Source organism: Streptomyces sp. P13-3-3, from assembly GCF_050571355.1.
In the GTDB taxonomy this organism is placed as follows: Bacteria; Actinomycetota; Actinomycetes; order Streptomycetales; family Streptomycetaceae; genus Streptomyces; species Streptomyces althioticus.
In genome coordinates this window covers 513,141-533,644 of record NZ_CP192228.1, presented here as the reverse complement: position 1 = coordinate 533,644, position 20,504 = coordinate 513,141, and the positions used below count along the sequence as shown (strand labels likewise).

At 73.6% G+C, this 20,504-nt stretch carries 17 protein-coding genes; 3 read left to right on the top strand and 14 right to left on the bottom strand.

Annotated features, from left to right (window positions below; translation table 11 throughout):
- Window positions 1-96: 96 nt before the first annotated feature.
- Window positions 97-843: a dienelactone hydrolase family protein gene (locus ACQZOG_RS02570; RefSeq protein WP_193467652.1), complete on the top strand. Its 747-nt coding sequence runs from the start codon at window positions 97-99 to the stop codon at window positions 841-843.
- Between the two features lie 20 nt (window positions 844-863).
- Here the strand turns inward: ACQZOG_RS02570 and ACQZOG_RS02565 are convergent, their stop codons facing one another.
- From ACQZOG_RS02565 to ACQZOG_RS02555, 3 genes are all read right to left on the bottom strand, one after another.
- Complete coding sequence (locus ACQZOG_RS02565; protein ID WP_351036012.1) at window positions 864-2,213, bottom strand: tetratricopeptide repeat protein; 1,350 nt, start codon at window positions 2,211-2,213, stop codon at window positions 864-866.
- A 51-nt stretch (window positions 2,214-2,264) separates the two neighbouring features.
- The gene (locus ACQZOG_RS02560) at window positions 2,265-3,143 is read right to left on the bottom strand and encodes an alpha/beta fold hydrolase (RefSeq protein ID WP_193454977.1); all 879 of its coding nucleotides are present in this window, start codon (window positions 3,141-3,143) and stop codon (window positions 2,265-2,267) included.
- 531 nt (window positions 3,144-3,674) lie between these two features.
- Complete coding sequence (locus ACQZOG_RS02555; protein ID WP_006134258.1) at window positions 3,675-4,367, bottom strand: metal-dependent transcriptional regulator; 693 nt, start codon at window positions 4,365-4,367, stop codon at window positions 3,675-3,677.
- A 232-nt stretch (window positions 4,368-4,599) separates the two neighbouring features.
- On the opposite strand from ACQZOG_RS02555, the gene ACQZOG_RS02550 reads away from it, so the two are divergent.
- Window positions 4,600-5,355 (top strand): SIS domain-containing protein, encoded by a 756-nt coding sequence (locus ACQZOG_RS02550; RefSeq protein ID WP_033276529.1) that lies wholly within the window; start codon window positions 4,600-4,602, stop codon window positions 5,353-5,355.
- A 202-nt stretch (window positions 5,356-5,557) separates the two neighbouring features.
- Here ACQZOG_RS02550 and ACQZOG_RS02545 read toward each other — a convergent pair whose 3' ends face one another.
- Both ACQZOG_RS02545 and ACQZOG_RS02540 read right to left on the bottom strand, forming a co-directional pair.
- A complete protein-coding gene (locus tag ACQZOG_RS02545) occupies window positions 5,558-6,952 on the bottom strand; it encodes a PAS domain-containing protein (RefSeq protein ID WP_033276528.1) in 1,395 nt (464 codons plus the stop codon).
- A 516-nt stretch (window positions 6,953-7,468) separates the two neighbouring features.
- A complete protein-coding gene (locus ACQZOG_RS02540; RefSeq protein WP_037640184.1) occupies window positions 7,469-8,569 on the bottom strand; it encodes a citrate synthase 2 in 1,101 nt (366 codons plus the stop codon).
- 306 nt (window positions 8,570-8,875) lie between these two features.
- Between ACQZOG_RS02540 and pdxH the strand changes: the two genes are divergently transcribed.
- The gene (pdxH, locus tag ACQZOG_RS02535; RefSeq protein ID WP_058916601.1) at window positions 8,876-9,544 is read left to right on the top strand and encodes a pyridoxamine 5'-phosphate oxidase; all 669 of its coding nucleotides are present in this window, start codon (window positions 8,876-8,878) and stop codon (window positions 9,542-9,544) included.
- Window positions 9,545-9,607: 63 nt separating this feature from the next.
- Here the strand turns inward: pdxH and ACQZOG_RS02530 are convergent, their stop codons facing one another.
- From ACQZOG_RS02530 to ACQZOG_RS02490, 9 genes are all read right to left on the bottom strand, one after another.
- Complete coding sequence (locus tag ACQZOG_RS02530) at window positions 9,608-10,189, bottom strand: hypothetical protein (RefSeq protein WP_033276525.1); 582 nt, start codon at window positions 10,187-10,189, stop codon at window positions 9,608-9,610.
- 35 nt (window positions 10,190-10,224) lie between these two features.
- Window positions 10,225-10,839 carry a TetR/AcrR family transcriptional regulator gene (locus ACQZOG_RS02525; protein WP_033276524.1) on the bottom strand — a complete coding sequence of 205 codons (615 nt, stop codon included), beginning with the start codon at window positions 10,837-10,839 and terminating at the stop codon, window positions 10,225-10,227.
- A 7-nt stretch (window positions 10,840-10,846) separates the two neighbouring features.
- Window positions 10,847-11,581 carry an enoyl-CoA hydratase family protein gene (locus ACQZOG_RS02520; RefSeq protein WP_193454972.1) on the bottom strand — a complete coding sequence of 245 codons (735 nt, stop codon included), beginning with the start codon at window positions 11,579-11,581 and terminating at the stop codon, window positions 10,847-10,849.
- The gene (locus ACQZOG_RS02515; protein ID WP_193454971.1) at window positions 11,578-13,158 is read right to left on the bottom strand and encodes a 4-coumarate--CoA ligase family protein; all 1,581 of its coding nucleotides are present in this window, start codon (window positions 13,156-13,158) and stop codon (window positions 11,578-11,580) included. The genes ACQZOG_RS02520 and ACQZOG_RS02515 overlap by 4 nt, the downstream gene beginning before the upstream one ends.
- Window positions 13,159-13,194: 36 nt before the next feature.
- Entirely contained in the window at window positions 13,195-14,358 is a 1,164-nt protein-coding gene (locus tag ACQZOG_RS02510; RefSeq protein ID WP_430741236.1) for an acyl-CoA dehydrogenase family protein, read from the bottom strand.
- A 105-nt stretch (window positions 14,359-14,463) separates the two neighbouring features.
- Complete coding sequence (locus ACQZOG_RS02505) at window positions 14,464-16,308, bottom strand: biotin carboxylase N-terminal domain-containing protein (protein ID WP_430741235.1); 1,845 nt, start codon at window positions 16,306-16,308, stop codon at window positions 14,464-14,466.
- A gap of 8 nt (window positions 16,309-16,316) precedes the next feature.
- Window positions 16,317-17,915 (bottom strand): acyl-CoA carboxylase subunit beta, encoded by a 1,599-nt coding sequence (locus tag ACQZOG_RS02500; RefSeq protein ID WP_430741234.1) that lies wholly within the window; start codon window positions 17,913-17,915, stop codon window positions 16,317-16,319.
- Window positions 17,912-19,603, bottom strand: coding sequence for an acyclic terpene utilization AtuA family protein (locus ACQZOG_RS02495; protein ID WP_430741233.1), 1,692 nt, complete (start codon window positions 19,601-19,603; stop codon window positions 17,912-17,914). The genes ACQZOG_RS02500 and ACQZOG_RS02495 overlap by 4 nt, the downstream gene beginning before the upstream one ends.
- A complete protein-coding gene (locus tag ACQZOG_RS02490; protein WP_033276517.1) occupies window positions 19,600-20,412 on the bottom strand; it encodes a TIGR03084 family metal-binding protein in 813 nt (270 codons plus the stop codon). Before ACQZOG_RS02490 ends, ACQZOG_RS02495 begins: the two co-directional genes overlap by 4 nt.
- Between the last annotated feature and the right edge of the window lie 92 nt (window positions 20,413-20,504).

The following is a 20,504-nucleotide window of genomic DNA, read 5'->3' as shown; positions in this document are numbered from 1 at the left end:
CAGCAACGACATGGGTGCTCCCCTCCGGGGTCACGGTCGGGTGACAGGCAGGTCGCCCGGGAGCGCCGTAGCAGCGCACTCCCGGAAGGCACGACCATGTACGTCACCTCGGAACTCCTCCTCGACGACGGCGTCCTCGAACGCCGCTTCACCCTCGACGGCATCCCGGGTCTCCTGTGGACGCCAGCGGACGCGTCCGCTTCCACGCCGGTCCCGCTGATCCTGCTGGGCCACCCGCCGCTCGGCCTGGACGCGATGTACCCCCGCCTGGTGTCCCGCGCCCGGCACGCGGCGGCGGACGGCTTCGCCTCGGCCACGATCGAACTGCCGGGCAGCGGCGACCGCCCGGCCTGGCCGGCCCTCGACCAGGCGCGCGAAAACCTCCACCGCGCGATGCGGGCGGGTGAACCGGTCGGCGACGACCTCGTGGACGCCCTCGTCCTCCCCCTGGTCGACGCGGCGGCCCCCGAATGGCGGGCGGCGCTCGACACCCTCCTCCAGCTCCCTGAGCTCACCGGCCCGGTCGGCGTCTCGGGCGGCCTGATCTCCCTCGGCGTCCGGCTGACGGCGACCGACCCGCGCGTGGCGGCCGCGGTCCTCTTCGCGGGGAGCTTCGTCCCGCGCGTGATCTTCGAGGAGGCCCGCCGGGTCACGGTCCCGCTGCACGTCCTCCTCCAGTGGGACGACGAGGGCAACGACCGGGACTCCTCCCTGGCCCTCTTCGACACCTTCGCCTCCCGGGACAAGTCCCTCCACGCCCACCTGGGCGGCCACACAGGCGTCCCGGCGTCCGCGGGGGAGGCGGCGGCGGGGTTCTTGAGGCGGCATCTGAAGAAGGCGTAATTCCGGGGCCCGCCCGCTGATCAGTCCGCCGCTTGCGCGCGCCAGGCGGCGCTGTCCCAGGCGGGTCCAATCGGACTGTGGCGGTCCTGGTGCAGGACCGCCACGGCCTCGTCCACACGGCCGAGGTCGACGAGGTATCCGGCCAGTTCGTGGACGTTCTGCCCGGGGTGCCGGCGCAGCTCCGCGACGGCCTCTTCGAGGCGTCCCGCGCCGGCGAGCAGCTCGGCGACGGCCGGTGCCGCGTACGACGTATCGCCCTCAGGGTGGGCGCGGGCCCATGCGATCGCCTCGTCGGTCCTCCCGGCGGCCGCGGCCAGTGACAGGCGTATCCACAGGAGATCCCACTCCTCCGGCTGCTCGCGCGCGGCGGCGAGGGTGTCGAGGCGGGCCAGGCCGTCCTCGGGACGGCCCTGGCGGAGGTGGAGCTCGGACAGGACGTGAAGGATCCAGTCGTCCCCGTTGTACGACTCGGCCAGGCGGCCCATCACCTCCAGCGCCTCGTCCCCGCGTCCGTGCCGCGCCAGCAGCTCCGCGAGACGGACCGTCGAGTGCGGGGCGCTCGCGTCCGCCTCCTGGTACGCCGCGATCGCGCACTCCACGTCGCCGCGCGCCTCCAGCAGCTCCGCGAGACTCCGTACGGCGTCTCCCAGGTCGTCGCCCGCCGCGTAGGCGCGCAGCTCGTCGAGCCGGTCGTGCCGGGCCAGCAGATCGGCCAGCTGGTCGCGGCCGTTGAGCGAGGTGACGGCTCGTGTCCGGAGCAGGGCCACGGCCTCGTCGACGCGGCCCTGGCGTTCGCGGACCCGGGCCAGCAGGCCGATCGCCAGGGTAAGGTCGAGGCGGTCGCAGCACCAGGGGGAGTCGCAGGCGTGGTCGTCGACGACACGGGAGGCCAGCAGGCCGGCCGCCTCGTCGTCCCGGCCGGCGTCACCCGCCACGTCGACCAGGGCGGCGGCGCAGGACCAGTCGTCGATGTGCGGCTTCAGCAGCGTGAAGGCCTCCTCCGCGCGGCCGTGCCGGGCAAGGAGGCGCGCGTGAAATCCCAGCGCCAGGGGGTGGCCGCGCTCCGTACCGGCTGCCGACAGCGTGATCGCCTCGTCGGTCCTCCCCCACGTCTCCAGCAGCCCGGCCGCGGTCTCGGTCGCCGTCCACCAGCCCGTGGCCAGGTACGGGGCGAGCACGTCCAGCGCCTCCCCCTGGCGCCCCTCGGTGCCGAGCAACCGTGCCCACTCCCGCGCGCAGAACCACTCCCCCTGGCCGGCCCAGTGCTCCACCACCCCGGCGTGACCGCGTTCCAGGAGCCTGGTCACCAGGTGCGGAGGGACGCAGTCGTGCTGCGTCAGGGTCTGTCGGTCGAGATCGGCGGCGTCCACAACGGCGTACCGTAGCCGCTGCCTCCGACACCGCCGCCGGACGTGGCCCGGCTACTCCCCGGCGAGCGAGTCCAGGAACGGTTCGATCGCCGTGAGCCAGGCTTCGGGCTGGTCGTAGTGGACGAGGTGGCCGGCGTCGGAGACCTCGGCGTACTGGCCTCGGGGGAGGACGCGGACCATTTCCTGGGCCTCGGCGCGGCCCAGTTCGCCGTCGAGGCCGCGGACGACCAGGGCGGGGCAGCGGACCTGGGCGAGTTCTTCCCAGTGGGCGTCGTAGACCCAGGTCTCGCGGGAGCGGAGCATCTGGTCGGGGTCGAAGACGGGGCGCCAGCCGTCGGGGGACTCGGCCATGACCTCGGCGTAGAACTCGCCACGGGCCGGGTTGGGGCGCTCCACCCAGGGGTCGTCCTCGCCGAACCACTTCCGTACGTCGGCGAGGGTGGCGAAGGGGACCGGCCAGGACGCGAACCACTCCGCCCACTCGCGCTGCGAGGCGCCCCCGAGGGCGGAGGCCCGCATGTCGCAGATGACCAGGCCGCGCACCAGGTCGGGGCGTTTCGCGGCCAGCTGCCAGGCGGTGAGGGCGCCCATCGCGTGGCCGATGAGGACGGCGGGGCCGAGGCCGAGCTGTTCCAGGGCGGCCTCCGCGTCGTCGACGTAGGCGTCGCGGGTGAAGGCGCCCTCCGGGGGCTTCTCGCTGCGGCCGTGGCCGCGCTGGTCGAGGGCGACCGCGCGGTGCCGCGCGGAGAGGCGGCGGGCGGTGGACGCCCAGTGCGAGGCGCGGCCCATCAGGCCGTGCAGTAAGAGCACGCCCGGCGCGTCCGGGGTGCTTCCCTCCTCAGGGGCGGCTCCGGCCTTGGCCGGGTCGCCGAACTCCCAGGCGGCCAGGCGTACGCCGTCCGCCCCCGTCACATCGATGCGTCGCGCCACGGTCTGGCACCCCCCACGCTCGCTGCCTGCCCACTGACCCTGTCCGTCGCCGGTGCGCCGGCCCCCGCCGGCCCCCGGACCCTGCCTGTTGCCACTGCCGCACGCTATCGAATGGGTATTCGAAAATGCCCGCCTCTCCGGCAACACCCCTCGTTCGAGTGACCCCGCGCGGGGATTGACCGGCGCGGGCCGGGGGAGATCTTCAGCGGGAGGCGGACCGCTCGGGGAAACCGGTCCGAGGGGAATGACCCTGAGAGCTCGGGGCTCCGGGTCAGCACAGGGGAGGACAGGCCCCGGCGCCGTGCGGCGCCGGGGCTCCTCACGTGGTCACGGCACATCGTCCCGCCCCTCCCCGGCCCCGGCGGCCTCCGCGCCACCGGGCCAAGAACCCCTCAGGTCATATGCCTCACGCGACAGCCTCGCACGCCCGCCGGGCGAACGCTGCGATTCGGCGCAACGCGGACGCGGCGGAGGCGGATTCGGCGCGTTCGCGCCCGGAGGGCGTGAACGCCCCCCTGCACGGCGCGGGTCTCAGGGCTTCGCGACGAACACGTGCGAGGCGACCTCGGACTCCAGCTCCGCCGCCTCGCCGCTGCTGCCCACCAGCACGCCGCCCGCGGACTCCGTCACGCTCACCACCGAGCCGGGCTGCACGCCCGCCCGGCGCAGCGAGTACATCAGCTGCGCGTCCGTCTGGATCGGCTCGCCGATCCGGCGCACCACGACCGTCTTGCCCTCGGCGCCCGGGTCCAGGTCGGCCAGCGACACCATGCCCTCGTCGAGGAACGGCACCGTGCCGTCCGTCTCGCCCAGCTCCTCGAGCCCGGGGATCGGGTTGCCGTACGGCGACTCGGTCGGGTGCCGCAGCAGCTCCAGGACACGGCGCTCGACGGCCTCGCTCATCACGTGCTCCCAGCGGCACGCCTCGGCGTGCACCTGCTCCCACTCCAGGCCGATCACGTCGACCAGGAGACACTCGGCGAGCCGGTGCTTGCGCATCACGCGGGTGGCCAGCCGACGGCCCTCCTCCGTGAGCTCCAGATGGCGGTCGGGGGCGACGGACACCAGGCCGTCGCGCTCCATCCGGGCCACCGTCTGGCTGACCGTCGGCCCGCTCTGGTCGAGCCGCTCGGCGATCCGGGCGCGCATGGGGACCACACCTTCCTCCTCCAGCTCGAGGATGGTGCGGAGATACATCTCCGTGGTGTCGATCAGTCCGGACATACGTGCCCCTCGATGAGATCTGCGGATTGGCTCTGCCGGAAGGCTGGACGGCTGCCCGGCGTGTGCGCTGGCCCGAGACTCAATTCTTACGCATACGACGGACAACCGGGCCGTGCCCCGGAAACGCGCGGCTCCGGCACGGCGGCGGACGGGGTGTCCGGACACCGTATTGACACGGCAGTGGTCCAGACCGCACGGTGATCCGCGACATGTCCGCCCCGAAGGGAGCCGCATGAGCGACCGCACGCCCGCCGGCCAGTTCCTCGACGCCGCGATCGGGCTGCTGCGGCGGCTGCGCGACGAGGAGGCCGGGCCCATAGCGGCGGCGGGCACGATGATCGCGGACACGGTCGCCGACGGCGGACGCCTCTTCGCCTTCGGCGCGGGCCACTCCTCGCTCGCCGCGCAGGACCTCGTCTACCGCGCGGGCGGGCTCGCCCTGATGAACCTGCTCGCGGTGCCGGGGGTCGTCGGCGTCGACGTCCGGCCGGCGACCCTCGGGTCCGCGCTGGAGCGGGTGGAGGGCCTCGCGGGCACGGTGCTGGACTCCTCCCCGCTGCGGGGAGGCGACCTCCTGGTGATCATCTCCCTGTCCGGGCGCAACGTGATGCCCGTGGAGATGGCGACGAGGGCGCGCGCCAAGGGCGTGAAGGTGATCGGCGTGACGTCGGTGGCGTACGCGGCCGAGACGTCGCCGCGGAATCCCTCCGGGACGTTCCTCAAGGACCACTGCGACGTGGTGCTGGACTCGGGGATCGCGGTCGGCGACGCGGAGCTGACGTGGGAGGGGGTGTCGGCGCCGTTCGCACCCGCGTCCACGGTCGTCACCTCGGCGCTGCTCCAGGCGGTCATGGCCACCGCGGCGGCCACCCTCGCCGACCGGGGCGTCGAGCCGCCCCTGCTCCGCTCGGGCAACGTCGACGGCGGCCGCGCCTGGAACACCCGGGTGATGACGGAGTACGGCGACCGGATCTTCTACCAGCACTGAGCCCGGTACGGCTTAGGGGTCGCCCCGGGCAGGCGCTGCTCGCGGCGGGCCGACGGCGTGCCTTCGTCCGCGGCCCGGCGAGGGCTTGTCGCGCAGTTCCCCGCGCCCCCAAGGGTGACCGCCCCGAAGGGGCGCGGGGAACTGCGCGAACGGCCACCACGCACCCGCAGCCGACATCCGCGGCGTCCGGCGCGACCGGCCCTCACCCCTCCCCGGGAAGCAGCGCTGCCAGATCCAGCGCGGACGCGATGTGCGCCGCCACATCCTCCGCGTACACCGCGTCCGCGCGTTCGAAGGCCGTGCGGTTGGACGTACGCAGAAACGTCACGGCACCGAGCGTGCGACCGCGGCTGCGCAGAACCGTGCACAGGGCGTGGACCGTGTCCTGGGGCCACTGGCGGGCCACCGCCCACTCGCGTGCCGCGTCCCCCCTGAGCGAGCCCGCGCCCGCCCGCACCGTCCCGGCGCGCTCCACGCACTGCAGGGCCGGGTGCCCGTCGGCGTACAGCACCGGAAGGCCCGCGCGGCCGTCGAGGCGGCAGGGGCCGGGGGCACCGGAGGGGGTCTCGGCGATCCGCACCAGGCGGACCCGGTCGCTGTCCGCGCCGCCCTCGGCGACACGGTCGATCACGGCGTGGTCGGCGAACCCGGCGAGCGCGAAGTCCAGGTGGACGGCAGCCGCCTCGGCGGGGCTCTCGCACTCCGCCGCCGCGCGGGCGGCCCGGTGCAGCTGCTGGGTGCGGAACCGCAGCAACGACGCCTCCTGCTCCCCCTGCCGCGCCTCGGTCACGTCCTGGAACAGCCAGCCCACCCCGAGCGGCACCGGCTCCTCCGCGAGCGGCGACGAGAGCCGCACGAACCCGTTCCGCCAGCAACGCCGGCGCTCGCCCTCGGGCGTCCGCACGGTCACCCACAGTTCGGCGGGTGCGGGGGGCGCGCCCTCGGCGAGCACATGGGTGAGCGCGCTCTCCAGCTCCTCCACACCCTGCGACAGCAGCTCTCCCAGCGGCCGCCCGAGTACCGACGTGCGGCCGGCGCCGAGCGCCCGCGCCGCGTACGCGTTGACGACGGCGGGCCGCAGGTCGGCGTCGACGAGGACGACGCCCCAGCCGGCGTCCTCCAGCAGCGCCTCGCTCAGCGCGATGGAGCGCTCCAGGTCGATCTGCGCGTGGACCTCGCTGAACGCGCAGTAGACCCCGGCGGGCTCGCCGTCGGGACCGCGCACGGCGGCGGACTGGGTGCGCACCAGGACCCGGCGGCCGTCCTTGGTCAGCAGCGCGAACTCGTTCACCTGCCGGCCGGGCGCGTCCATGGCCGACATCAGCCGCGCCTCGACCTCCTCGGCGTCGGCGCTGCGCACGGCCCACCCGGCGAACCCGGCGCGGCCGACCGCCTCCTCGGCGGTCCAGCCGAGGACGCGCTCGGCCTCACGGTTCCAGTGGGTCACCACGCCGTCCGCGTCGAAGGCGCACAGGGCGGCGTCCATGCCGTCGAGCAACGCCGCGAGCAGGTCGGAGCCGGCCGGCCCCTCCCGCTCGGGCTCGGACCCCTCGGGCCCGAGCTCGTCGGTGGCCCCACTACGCCGGGATGCACTCACCTGAACCCCCTGCAGGCTGTGTCCGCACGTACGGCACGACGATTCGCTCACCAACAATCATTCAACTTGAACGTGACCCAGCGCACATCGAGTTCTCGACAAGATTGTGGGAATTGTTGCCCGCTCCCAGGTACCCAGGCTTTCACGAGGCAAAAGACCTGATCCACTCACGCGGCGGCCGGGGGCGGGGGTGCACGGCTGACGCGCGCCGCGGCCGCACGGAGGCCGGCACGGAAAAGCGGTTGATCCTGCGGCGAGCGGTTCTTAAGGTGGCGGTACTTCGGAAAGGAGGTGGTTCGGCAGATGTATGACAACCGGACGGAAGAGGTGGCTGCGGGCTAGTGGCCCGCCGCCGTACTCGGTTCGGCGCCGGACCGGCGTGCGAGTGATACACGCAACCGGCCCAATCCAACGCAGTCACCCGACCCGCGAGTCGCCGGTATCGTCCGGCCGGCTCCCCCGAGGGGGAACCAGACTCGCGGGTCGTCTGCGTTCTCGGCGGCCTCCCGGCCGCGCTCAGTGCGCGATGGACCCGTAACCCTCGACCTCGCGCGGATCACGCGAGCCCGGACCCACGTAGCGGGCCGACGGGCGGACCAGCCGGCCCGTGCGCTTCTGCTCCAGGATGTGCGCCGACCAGCCGGCGGTGCGGGCGCAGGTGAACATCGACGTGAACATGTGCGCCGGCACCTCCGCGAAGTCCAGCACGATCGCGGCCCAGAACTCCACGTTGGTGGCCAGCACCCGGTCCGGACGGCGGGCGTGCAGCTCGGCCAGCGCGGCCTTCTCCAGCGCCTCGGCGACCTCGAAGCGCGGGGCGCCCAGCTCACGGGCGGTGCGGCGCAGCACGCGGGCGCGGGGGTCCTCCGCGCGGTAGACGCGGTGGCCGAATCCCATCAGGCGCTCACCCTTGTCGAGGGTCTGCCGGACGTACGCCTCGGCGTCCCCGGTGCGCTCGATCTCCTCGATCATGTGCAGCACGCGGGAGGGCGCGCCGCCGTGCAGCGGACCGGACATGGCGCCGACGGCCCCGGACAGCGCCGCGGCGACGTCCGCGCCGGTGGAGGCGATGACGCGGGCGGTGAACGTGGAGGCGTTCATGCCGTGCTCGGCGGCCGACGTCCAGTAGGCGTCGACGGCGGCGACGTGCTTGGGGTCGGGCTCGCCGCGCCAGCGGATCATGAAGCGCTCGACGACCGACTCGGCCTTGTCGATCTCGCTCTGCGGCACCATCGGCAGTCCCTGGCCGCGCGCCGACTGGGCGACGTACGACAGGGCCATGACGGCGGCGCGGGCGAGGTCCTCGCGGGCCTGCTCGGCATCGATGTCGAGGAGCGGTTTCAGGCCCCACACGGGGGCGAGCATGGCGAGCGCGGACTGCACGTCGACGCGGATGTCGCCGGAGTGCACGGGGATGGGGAACGGCTCGGCGGGCGGCAGTCCTGGCGCGAACGCGCCGTCGACGAGCAGCCCCCAGACGTTGCCGAAGGAGACGTGACCGACCAGGTCCTCGATGTCGACGCCCCGGTAGCGGAGGGCGCCGCCCTCCTTGTCCGGTTCGGCGATCTCCGTCTCGAACGCGACGACTCCTTCGAGCCCGGGTACGAAGTCGGACATCAGGCGGCTCCCTCGATAGATGGGTGACAGATGGTGTTGTGGGGTGGGACGACCATGTGTCGTGGCGCGATCGGTGTGGGTCCCGGGGATCCGCGGTCGGCTCGGTGGGACTCGCGGTCCGGACGTCACCCCTGTGATGCCCGGCTGGCGGTCACCCAACCGGATCAGTGCCAGCACGATATCCCTGAGTGCCAGTTTTGGGGAGGGTTCGCGGCACTGAGTGCCACCCGTGAGGTTGGGCACCGACTGTCTGTGACGTGGGCCACCACACCCTCGCGGCCTGGGTGGATACGGCAGGATGACGATGTGACCGACCGAGACGCCGTCCCCCTCGATCTCGCCTCGATGCGCAAGCAGTACCGGACCGAGGGGCTCTCCGAGACCGACCTCGCCGCCACCCCCGTCGAGCAGTTCGCGCGCTGGTTCGCGCAGGCCGCGCGGGAGGGCGGACTGTTCGAGCCGAACGCCATGATCGTGTCGACCGCGGACGCGGCGGGCCGGCCCAGCTCACGCACGGTGCTGCTGAAGCACTTCGACGCGAGCGGGTTCGTGTTCTACACGAACTACGAGTCCCGCAAGGGCCGCGACCTGGCCGAGAACCCGCACGTCTCGCTGCTGTTCCCGTGGCACCCGGTCGCCCGGCAGGTGATCGTCACCGGCACGGCCCGCCGCACCGGGCGCGACGAGACGGCCGCGTACTTCCGTACCCGGCCGCACGGGTCCCAGCTGGGCGCGTGGGCCAGCGGCCAGTCGACGGTGATCGCGTCCCGCGAGGAACTCGACTCGGCGTACGCCGGCCTGGCGGCGCGCTACCCGGAACAGGAACGGGTCCCGGTGCCCCCGCACTGGGGCGGCTTCCGGGTCGTCCCGGAGACGGTGGAGTTCTGGCAGGGCCGCGAGAACCGCCTCCACGACCGCCTGCGGTACGTGGCCGTGCCCGGCGGGGGCTGGCGGGTGGAGCGGCTGGCGCCGTGAACGGAGCCCTTGCGGGGCGCGGCCCCGCGTACCGGGCGTGGGGCCGCGCGCCCCGGTGCGGTCCTACAGCTTGCCCCACACCCGTACCGTCCTGTGGCCCTCCAGGACGCGGGTGAAGCGGGTCAGGAACGCGTCCGTGAGCTCCGGCCAGTTCCAGAACCGGAAGCCCAGGTGGCCGAAGGCGAAGTAGTCGTCGGCCCAGCGGTACTCGGGGAGGGGCACGGACGCGGCGCAGGCGGGGCAGACGACGTCGGCCTCCCCGTCCTCGTCCCAGGCGCGCAGGGCTTCTCCGAACGGCTCCCACGCCTCGTCGTCCGACTCCCACGTGTCGGTCATCAGCCGGGTCGTGACCTCGCAGCGTGGGCAGGTCACCGCCTCCGGCTCGCCCTGGCCGCCGCCGAAGACCGTGCGGCCCACCTCCACGGCCAGCCCGTCGGACGGCTTCCACCCGGCGTCCTCCGGGGAACACGCGCGGAGCCAGTCCGGGCCCGGCGGATGCCCCAGTGGTGCGCCGAGGACGCAGACGGTGCGTTCGGCCAGGACCACGCCCTCGGACACCAGCCACGCGAGCCCGCGCTCCGCGTACTCCGCCGCCTCGTCGGGCCCGGCGTCGAGGTCGACGACCGTCTGGAAGTAGTCACCCATGGCGGACACCGTAGGGCCGGCCACCGACAGTGGTCTCAGCGCAGCGCGTCGTCCAGGAGGTCCGCCCACTGGGCGACGACCCGTTCGCGGCGGGCGGTGTCGTCGGAGAGGAGGTTGGCGAGGCCCAGGCCGCGGGCCATGTCGAGGAACCCCTGGACGGTCTCGCGGACGCCGGGGCGGGACTCGTCCGCGCCGAGGAGTTCCACCGCGATGCGGTGCGAGTCGCGCCCGACCCGCAGCTCCAGCTCGGTCACCCGCGGCCGCAGCTGCTCCTCGTTGGAGGCGGCCACCCACAGGTGCAGGGCGGCGCGGAAGAGGGGCCCGGTGTAGAGGCCGACGAGTGCGGCGACCACCGCGCGGCGGTCGGAGGCCGCGGCCCCTTCGGGGAAGAGGGCGCGCAGGGCGGTGGAGCGTTCCTCGGCGACGTACTCGACGGCGGCCGTGAACAGGTCCTCCCGCGTGGGGAAGTGGTGCTGGGCGGCGCCCCGGGAGACACCGGCGCGTTCGGCGACGACGGAGACCGTGGAGCCGGTCCAGCCGTGTTCGGCGAGGCAGGCCACGGCGGCCTCCAGCAGCCGCTGCCGGGTGGCCCGGCTGCGGTCCTGCTTGGGGACGCGTCCGGCACGGTCGGCCGTGCTCACCTCACCCATGCCCCGCTCACACCGCCCATTCCGGATCCCGTCGTTCGAGGAACGCCGTCATGCCCTCGCGCGCGGACGCGGAGGCGAAGAGGCGTGCCGAGAGCGCGGTCAGGGTGTCCGCGTCCCGGTCGAAGGTCTCCAGAACCTTAGCCGTGAGCAGCCGTTTCGTCTCGGCGAGGGCCTCGGGGGCGGACCGGCGCACACCGTCGAGAATCGGCTCGAGCGTGTCGTCGGCGTCGTCGCCGGCGGCCGTGACCAGGCCGATGCGGGCGGCCTCGTCCGCGTCGAAGCGTTCCCCGGTGAGGTAGTAGCGGGTGAGGGCGCGCGGGTCGGTGCGCGGGAGCAGCGGCAGGGAGATCACCGCCGGGGCGACGCCGATCCGTACCTCGGTGAAGGCGAACGTCGCCGTGCGGGACGCGACGCCGATGTCGCAGGCGGCGAGCAGCCCGAGCCCGCCCGCGCGGACGTGCCCGGTGACGCGGGCGACGACCGGTTTGGGCAGCTCGACGATCTGCCGGAGCAGAGCGACCAGCGCGGCGGGATCGGGCGGGTCCTTCAGGTCGGCGCCCGCGCTGAACGTGTTACCGGTGTGGGTGAGGACCACCGCGCGGACGCCGGGGTCCTTCCCGGCGTCGGTGAGCGCGGCGGCGAGGCCGCCGACGAGGGCGGCGGACAGGGCGTTGCGGCGCTCCGGGGCGTCGAGGGACAGCGTCTCGACGCCCCGGGTGCGACTGCGGCCGATCAGGGTCACGAGGGCTCCTTGTGCGCCGCCCGGAGTTCGCGGCGCAGGATCTTTCCGGAGGCGGCGCGGGGCACGCCGTCGACGAAGGTGACGTGCCGGACCCGCTTGTACGGGGAGACGCGCTCGGCGACGTACATCATGACCTCGCCCTCGGTGAGTTCCGGGGCGGAGGGGTGGCGGACGACGAAGGCGTGCGGCACCTCGTTGCCGTCCTCGTTGTAGACGCCGATGACGGCGGCGTCGGCGACGCCGGGGTGGGTGAGCAGCAGCGCCTCCAGCTCGGCGGGCGCGACCTGGAAGCCCTTGTACTTGATGAGCTCCTTCACCCGGTCGACGACGAACAGCCAGCCGTCGTCGTCCACATGACCCACGTCACCGGTGTGCAGCCACCCGTCCTCGTCGATCATCGCGGCGGTGGCGTCGGGGCGTCCGAGGTAGCCCTTCATCACCTGCGGGCCGCGGATGAGGATCTCCCCCGACTCACCCGGCCCGAGGTCCTTGCCGGGGTCGTCGAGGGAGACGATCCGCATCTCGGTGCCGGCGATGAGCTTGCCGACGGTGCCGGGCGGCGCCTGGTCCATGAGGTCCAGCGGGACGACGTGCGTGCCGGGCGACAGCTCCGTCATGCCGTAGGCCTGGCCGACCGGAGGCAGGCCGAGCCGTTGCGCGCAGGCCGCGGCGAGCGTCGCGTCCAGGGGCGCGGCGGCGCTGATGACGTGCTCAAGGGAGGACAGGTCGTACTCGGCGACCAGTGGGTGCTTGGCGAGGGCCAGCACGATCGGCGGGGCGACGTACAGGGCGGTGATGCGGTGGTTCTGGATGGCGGCGAGGAACTGCTCCAGGTCGAAGCGCGGCAGCACGACGACGGTCGCGCCGTGCCGCAGCGGGGCGTTCATCAGCGCGGTGAGGCCGTAGATGTGGAAGAACGGCAGCACGGCGAGGACGCGGTCGCCGGGCCCTGCCGTGATCGACGGCTGGAGCTGGGCGAGGTTGGTGGCGATCTGCCGGTGGGTGAGCATCACGCCCTTGGGGACGCCGGTCGTCCCGGACGAGTACGGCAGCGCGGCGACGTCCTCGGCCGGGTCGATGTCGACGACCGGCTCGGGGCCCGTGCAGGCCAGCATGTCGATCAGCGAACGGTGTCCAGGCGCGCTGTCGCAGACGAATATCTCCTCGACGCCGCCCGCGAGTTCGGCGGCCCGGCGCGCGCTGTCCAGCAGGGGTGACACGGTGACGATCCAGCGGGCCGCGCAGTCCTTCAGCTGCTTGGCGAACTCCTCGGGCGTGGCGAGCGGGTGCACGGTGGTGACGGAGGCGCCCGCGCGGGTCGCCGCGTAGAAGGCGGTGGGGAAGGCGATCGTGTTGGGGCTGTGCAGGGCGAGCACGTCCCCCTTGCGCACGCCCGCCTCGGCGAGCCCGGCGGCGACCCGCCGGTGGAATCGGTCGAGCTGCTCGTAGGTGAGGGTGGTGCCGTCGGTGCCGTCGATCAGGGCCGGGATGCTCCCGAACTCGGCGGCGCGGGCGAGCACCGCCTCGTGGATGGGGAGGTCGACCGGCGTGACGTCTGCGTACGCGCTGCGGAACATGGTTCCTCCAAGACGGCCGGGAGGCCCGCCGGTCGCCTAGTACGACTTGGGCAGGCCCAGGGTCTGGTGGGAGACGTAGTTGAGAATCATCTCCCGGCTGACCGGCGCGATACGAGACACGCGCGCGGCCGTTATCAGCGAGGCGAGTCCGAACTCACGGGTGAGGCCGTTGCCGCCGAGGGTGTGCACGGCCTGGTCGACGGCCTTCACACAGGCCTCCGCCGCCGCGTACTTGGCCATGTTGGCGGCCTCCCCGGCGCCGATGTCGTCGCCGGCGTCGTAGAGGTGGGCGGCCTTCTGCATCATCAGCCGGGCCAGTTCGAGGTCGATGTGCGCCTGCGCGAGGGGGTGGGCGATCGCCTGGTGGGAGCCGATGGGCGCCTTCCAGACGGTGCGGTCGCGGGCGTACTCGACGGCGCGGGCCAGCGCGAAGCGGCCCATGCCGATCGCGAACGCGGCCGTCATGATGCGCTCGGGGTTCAGCCCGGCGAACAGCTGCAGCAGACCGGCGTCCTCGTCGCCGACGAGCGCGTCGGCGGGCAGCCGCACGTCGTCGAGGACCAGCTCGAACTGCTTCTCCGCCGCGTTCAGTTCCATGTCGATCTTGCGGCGTTCGAAGCCCGGGGTGTCGCGCGGGACGATGAACAGGCAGGGCTTCAGGCGCCCGGTGCGGGCGTCCTCGGTGCGGCCGACGATCAGGGTGGCGTCGGCGATGTCCACGCCGGAGACGAACACCTTGCGGCCGGTGAGGAGCCAGTCGCCGGTGGCGGGGTCGCGGCGCGCGGTCGTGGTGATGCGGTGGGAGTTGGAGCCGGCGTCGGGCTCGGTGATGCCGAAGGCCATGGTGCGGGTGCCGTCGGCGAGGGCGGGCAGCCAGGTGCGCTTCTGGTCCTCGGTACCGAAGCGGGCTATCACTGTGCCGCAGATGGCGGGGGAGACCACCATGAGGAGGAGCGGGCAGCCGGCGGCGCCGAGTTCCTCCAGGACGATGGAGAGTTCGGAGATGCCGCCGCCCCCGCCGCCGTGCTCCTCCGGGAGGTTGACGCCGAGGTAGCCGAGTTTGGCGGCCTCCGCCCAGAGTTCTGTGGCGGGCCTGCCCTCTTCGACGGTGCGGGTGAAGTAGGCGCGGCCGTATTTGTGGCCGAGGGCGGATACCGCTGTGCGGAGGGCCTTGTGCTCTTCTGAATCGATCACCGGCATGTGGGCTCCTTGGGAGGAGAGGCTTGAGTCGTCGGGGGGGGGGGCGGTGCGGGTTGTGTGTGGCTGGGCGCGCAGTTCCCCGCGCCCCTGGAGGGCCTGCGGCCCTCAGGGGGCTTCTTCCACCACCGCCAGCAGGGTGCCGACTTCCACCTGTTGGCCCTCCCTCGCGTGGAGGGTGGTCAGGGTTCCTGTGGTGGGGGCCGTGATCTTGTGCTGCATCTTCATCGCCTCCAGCCAGAGCAGGGGCCGGCCCGCCTCCACCGACGCGCCCTCGGCGACGCCCTCCGCGATGCGGACCACCGTGCCCGGCATCGGGGCGAGGAGGGAGCCCGGGGCGTGGTCGGCCTCGGGGGCGGGGAAGCGGGGGAGGGCGGTGAGGGCCGTGGAGCCGACGTGGACGCGGTCGCCGTAGCGGGCGACCTCGTAGCGGCGGCGTACGCCGTCGGTTTCGAGGATCACCAGGGACGCGTCGGCGTGGACGACCGTCACGCCGTCGGCCGTCAGGCCGGTGCGGGTGTGGCGGTAACGCACCTCGTGCTCCTGGCCGTTCACCGCGTACCGCTTGACCTGCGGCTGCGAGGGCACGTTGCGCCAGCCGCCGAAGCGGGAGCGGCCGTGGGCGTCGGCGAGGGCGGCGGCGAGCGGGGCGTACGGGTCGGGGGCGGGCGCGGTGAGGGCGGGCAGGTGGCGGTCGTAGAAGCCGGTGTCCATGCGGGCCTGGGCGAACTCCTCGTGGCGCAGGGAGCGGACGAGGAGGTCGCGGTTGGTGACGGGGCCGTGGATCACGGCGCGTTCCAGGGCGGCCGCGAGTTTGCGGACCGCCTCCGCGCGGGTCGGGGCGTGGGCGACGACCTTGGCGAGCATCGGGTCGTAGTGGACGCCGACGTCGTCGCCGTCGGTGTAGCCGTTGTCGAGGCGGACGGCGCCGGAGACGGCGAGGCGGTGGAGGCGGCCGGTCTGCGGGGCCCACTCGTGGGCGGGGTCCTCGGCGTAGAGGCGGGCCTCGACGGCGTGGCCGCGCGGGGCCGGCGGCTCGGGGTCCAGCGCGTGGCCCTCGGCGACCCGGATCTGCTGGGCGACGAGATCGACGCCGAACACCTCCTCGGTGACGGGGTGTTCGACCTGGAGCCGGGTGTTCATCTCCAGGAAGTGCGCCCGTTCGCCCGCGACCAGGAACTCCACGGTGCCGGCGCCGACGTAGCCGACCGCGCGGGCGGCGCGTACGGCGAGCGTGTGCAGTTCCTCGGTGAGCGCGTCGGAGAGGCCGGGCGCCGGGGCCTCCTCGATCACCTTCTGGTGGCGGCGCTGGAGTGAGCAGTCGCGGGTGCCGAGCGCCCACACCGTGCCGTGGGTGTCGGCGAGGACCTGCACCTCGACGTGGCGGCCGTTCTCCAGGTACGGCTCGACGAACACCTCCCCGTCGCCGAAGGCGCTCGCCGCCTCCGCGCGGGCGGCGGCGAGTTCGGCGTCCAGGTCGGCGAGGGCGCGCGCGACGCGCATGCCGCGTCCGCCGCCGCCCGCCGCGGCCTTCACCAGCACCGGCAGGTCGGCCTCGGTGACGTCGGTGAGCGGGGCGACGCCCATGAGCTGCTTGGCGCGCGTCTTGGACGCCATCGCCTCGATCGCCTCCGGCGGCGGCCCGATCCACACCAGCCCCGCGTCCCGGACGGCGCGCGCGAAGTCGGCGTTCTCGGAGAGGAAGCCGTAGCCGGGGTGCACGGCGTCCGCGCCGGCCGCGAGGGCGGCCTTCACGATCAGGTCGCCGCGCAGGTACGTGTCGGCGGGCGCCGAGCCGGGGAGCCGTACGGCGGTGTCGGCGACGCGTGCGTGGAGGGCGCCCGCGTCGGCGTCGGAGTGCACGGCGACGGTCGCGATGCCGAGGTCACGGCAGGTGCGGGCGATGCGGCAGGCGATCTCACCGCGGTTCGCCACGAGGACGGAAGTAATCACGGGTTGCCTCACATCCGGAAGACGCCGAAGCCGCCGCGCGCGCCCTCGTAGGGCGCGGTGTGGACGGCGGACAGGCACAGGCCGAGGACGGTGCGGGTGTCGCGCGGGTCGATGACGCCGTCGTCGTACAGCCGCCCGGACAGGAACATCGGCAGGGACTCGGACTCGATCTGCTGCTCCACCATGGCGCGCAGCGCCGCGTCCGCCTCGTCGTCGTACGGCCGTCCCTTCGCGGCGGCGGACTGGCGGGCGACGATGGACAGCACGCCGGCGAGCTGCTGCGGGCCCATGACGGCGGACTTGGCGCTGGGCCAGGCGAACAGGAAGCGGGGGTCGTAGGCGCGGCCGCACATGCCGTAGTGGCCGGCGCCGTACGAGGCGCCCATGAGGACGGACAGGTGCGGGACGCGGGAGTTGGAGACCGCGTTGATCATCATGGCGCCGTGCTTGATGATGCCGCCCTGCTCGTACTCCTTGCCGACCATGTAGCCGGTGGTGTTGTGCAGGAACAGCAGCGGGATGTCCCGCTGGTTGGCCAGCTGGATGAACTGGGCGGCCTTCTGCGACTCCTCGCTGAAGAGCACGCCCTGCGCGTTGGCGAGGATGCCGACCGGGTAGCCGTGCAGGGCGGCCCAGCCGGTGACCAGGCTGGTGCCGTACAGCGGCTTGAACTCGTCGAAGTCGGAGGCGTCGACGATCCTCGCGATCACCTCGCGCGGGTCGAAGGGGATCTTCAGGTCGCCGGGGACGATGCCCAGCAGCTCCTCCGGGTCGTACTTGGGCGGCTCGGCGGGGCCCGGATCGGGGTACGCCTTGCGGTGGTTGAGGCGGGCGACGACCCGGCGGGCCTGGCGCAGCGCGTCCGGTTCGTCCACGGCGAAGTGGTCGGCGAGGCCGGAGACGCGGGCGTGCATGTCGGCGCCGCCCAGGGACTCGTCGTCGCTCTCCTCGCCGGTCGCCATCTTCACCAGCGGCGGGCCGCCGAGGAACACCTTCGCCCGGTCCTTGACCATGATCGCGTGGTCGGACATGCCGGGGATGTACGCGCCGCCCGCCGTGGAGTTGCCGAAGACGACGGCGATCGTGGGGATGCCCGCCGCCGACAGCCGGGTCAGGTCGCGGAAGATCGCACCGCCCGGGATGAAGATCTCCTTCTGCGAGGGCAGGTCGGCGCCGCCGGACTCGACGAGGCTGATGACGGGGAGCCGGTTGGCGAGCGCAATGTCGTTGGCGCGCAGGGCCTTCCTCAGCGACCAGGGGTTGCTGGCGCCGCCGCGCACGGTCGGGTCGTTGGCCGTGATCATGCACTCGACGCCCTCGACGACCCCGATGCCGGTGACCATGGACGCGCCGACGGTCCAGTCGCTGCCCCAGCCGGCCAGCGGGGACAGCTCCAGGAACGGGGTGTCCGGGTCGAGCAGCAGCTCGATCCGCTCACGGGCCAGCAGCTTCCCGCGTTTCCGGTGCCGCTCGACGTACTTCTCGCCGCCGCCCGCGAGGGCCTTGGCGTGCTCGGCGTCGAGCTCCGCCAGCTTGGCGAGCATCGCCTCCCGGTTCTCGCGGTGGTCCGGGTCGGACGGGTTCAGGGCGGACGCGAGGACCGTCACAGGAGCACCTCCGGGATGTCGGCGTACCGGGAGCGCAGCCACTCCCCCAGCGCCTTGGCCTGCGGATCGAAACGGGCCTGCGCGGCGACGCCCTCGCCGAGGATCTCCTCGACGACGAAGTTCAGGGCGCGCAGGTTCGGCAGCGGGTGCCGGGTGACGGGCAGGTCGCGGGCCTCGGGGATGAGCTCCCGGAACCGCTCGACGGTCAGCTCGTGCGCGAGCCACCGCCAGGCGTCGTCCGTCCGCGCCCACACGCCGACGTTGGCGTTCCCGCCCTTGTCGCCGCTGCGGGCCCCGACGACCCGACCGAGGGGCGCGCGGGTGGTCCGCCCCGGCGGCAGCGGCTGGGGAAGCTGCGGCTCCGGTACGTCGTCGAGTGCGGCGGTGTCCTGGGGCGGGTCCACGGTGATCCGACGCCCGTCGTGGAGGACGGCCACATGGTCGACGTCCCCATGGGGCACGTACACATCCTCGAAGACCCCATAGGGCGAGCCCTTCCCCGGTGGCGCCACCACATGGAACCCGGGGTAGCCGGCCAACGCCAGCTCGATCGCGGCCCCGCTGAGCACCCGCCCGACCTTCTGCTGGTCCGGGTCCCGTACGACGAGCCGCAGCAGCGCGCTGGCGGTCTCCTCGGTGTCGGCGTCGGGCTTGTCGGTACGGGCGAGGTCCCACCGCACGTCCGCGGGCGGGGACACGGCGAGGGCGTCGCCCATCTGCTCGCGGACCAGCGCGGCCTTGGCCTCGATGTCGAGTCCGGTGAGCACGAAGACGACCTCGTTGCGGAACCCCCCGAGCCGGTTGCGGCCCACCTTGAGCGTGGGCGGCGGGGCCTCCCCCCGCACCCCCTCGATCCGCACCCGGTCGGGGCCGTCCTGGGTGAGCGTGACGGTGTCCAGGCGCGCGGTGACGTCCGGCCCGGCGTACCGGGCACCACCCGTCTCGTACAGCAGCTGCGCGGTGACCGTGCCGACGTCGACGAACCCGCCGGTGCCGGGGTGCTTGGTGACCACGCCGGAGCCGTCGGGGTGGATCTCGGCGAGGGGGAAGCCGGGGCGCCGCAGCTCGCTGGGGTCGCGTTCGGTGAAGAAGGCGTAGTTGCCGCCGGTCGCCTGCGTCCCGCACTCCAGCACGTGCCCGGCGACGACGGCGCCGGCCAGCCGGTCGTGGTCGTCGGGCTTCCAGCCGAAGTGCGCGGCGGCGGGCCCGGTGACGAGGGCGGCGTCGGTGACCCGCCCGGTGACGACCACGTCGGCCCCGGCCCGCAGGCACTCCGCGATGCCGAAGCCGCCGAGGTACGCGTGCGCGGCGAGGCTGCCGGGGTGGCGGGCGGTGAGGTCGTCGCCCTCGACGTGGGCGACGCGCAGGGGGATGCCGAGGCGGCCCGCCACCTCCCGTACGGCTTGGGCGAGTCCGGCCGGATTGAGCCCGCCGGCGTTGGTGACGATCCGGACGCCCTTCTCGTGGGCGAGGCCCAGGGTGTCCTCCACCTGGCGCAGGAAGGTGCGGGCGTATCCGGCGGAGGGGTCCTTCAGCCGGTCGCGGGCCAGGATCAGCATGGTCAGTTCGGCGAGGTAGTCGCCGGTGAGGACGTCGAGGTCGCCGCCGGTCAGCATCTCGCGCAGGGCGTCGGAGCGGTCGCCGTAGAAGCCGGAGAAGTTGCCGACGCGCAAGGGCTGTGAGGTCACCGCGCGCCGTCCCCCTCAGCGTCCTTCTTCGGCTCGCGCCCGCCGCCGGGAGGCCCGGCGAAGGCCTGCGCGACGTCCAGCCAGCGGTCGGCGTCGGGGCCGTCGGCGGTGAGTGCGAGGTCGGCGCGGTGGGCGCGCTGGGTGACCAGGAGGCAGAAGTCGAGGGCGGGGCCGGTGACGCGCTGCGGGGCGTCCTCGGGCCCGTACGCCCAGACGTCACCGCCGTCCGGCGCGGTCAGCTCGACGCGGAAGGGGTCGGCGGGCGGGGTGAGGCCGTGCACGCCGTAGGCGAAGTCGCGGGTGCGGACGCCGAGCCAGGCGATGTGCCGGAGGCGGGCGGTGGGCGCGCGGGTCACGCCGAGCGTGTCGGCGACGTCCTGGGCGTGCGCCCAGGTCTCCATCAGGCGGGCGGTGGCCACGGAGGCGGCGGACATCGGCGGCCCGAACCAGGGGAACCGCGCCCCCGCCGGCGCCTCCCGCAGCGCCTTCCCCAGCGCCGCGCGCCCCTCCCGCCAGCGGGCGAGCAGCGCGGCGGGCTCGGCGCGGGCGTACTCCTCGGCGCCGTCGTCGACGTACGTGTGGGGGGAGGCGAGTGCCTGCTCGACGATCGCCTGGAAGCCGTCGGCGTCGGTGACGGCGGTCAGGGCGCAGTGGTCCGTCCAGGCGAGGTGCCCGATCTGGTGGGCGACGGTCCATCCGGCGGCAGGCGTGGGCAACGCCCACCGCTCCGGCTCCAGCCCGGCCACCAGCCGGTCGAGCTCCTCACTCTCCTCACGCAGATCGTCGATCACAGGCGTCGGATCGGACACGAGGTCGCTCCCCTCGGGACACGGACACGGCGGTGTGCGGCGTGGTTGGGGGGAGCATGGCAGGGGGTCAGGAAACAAGCAAGCGTGCTTGC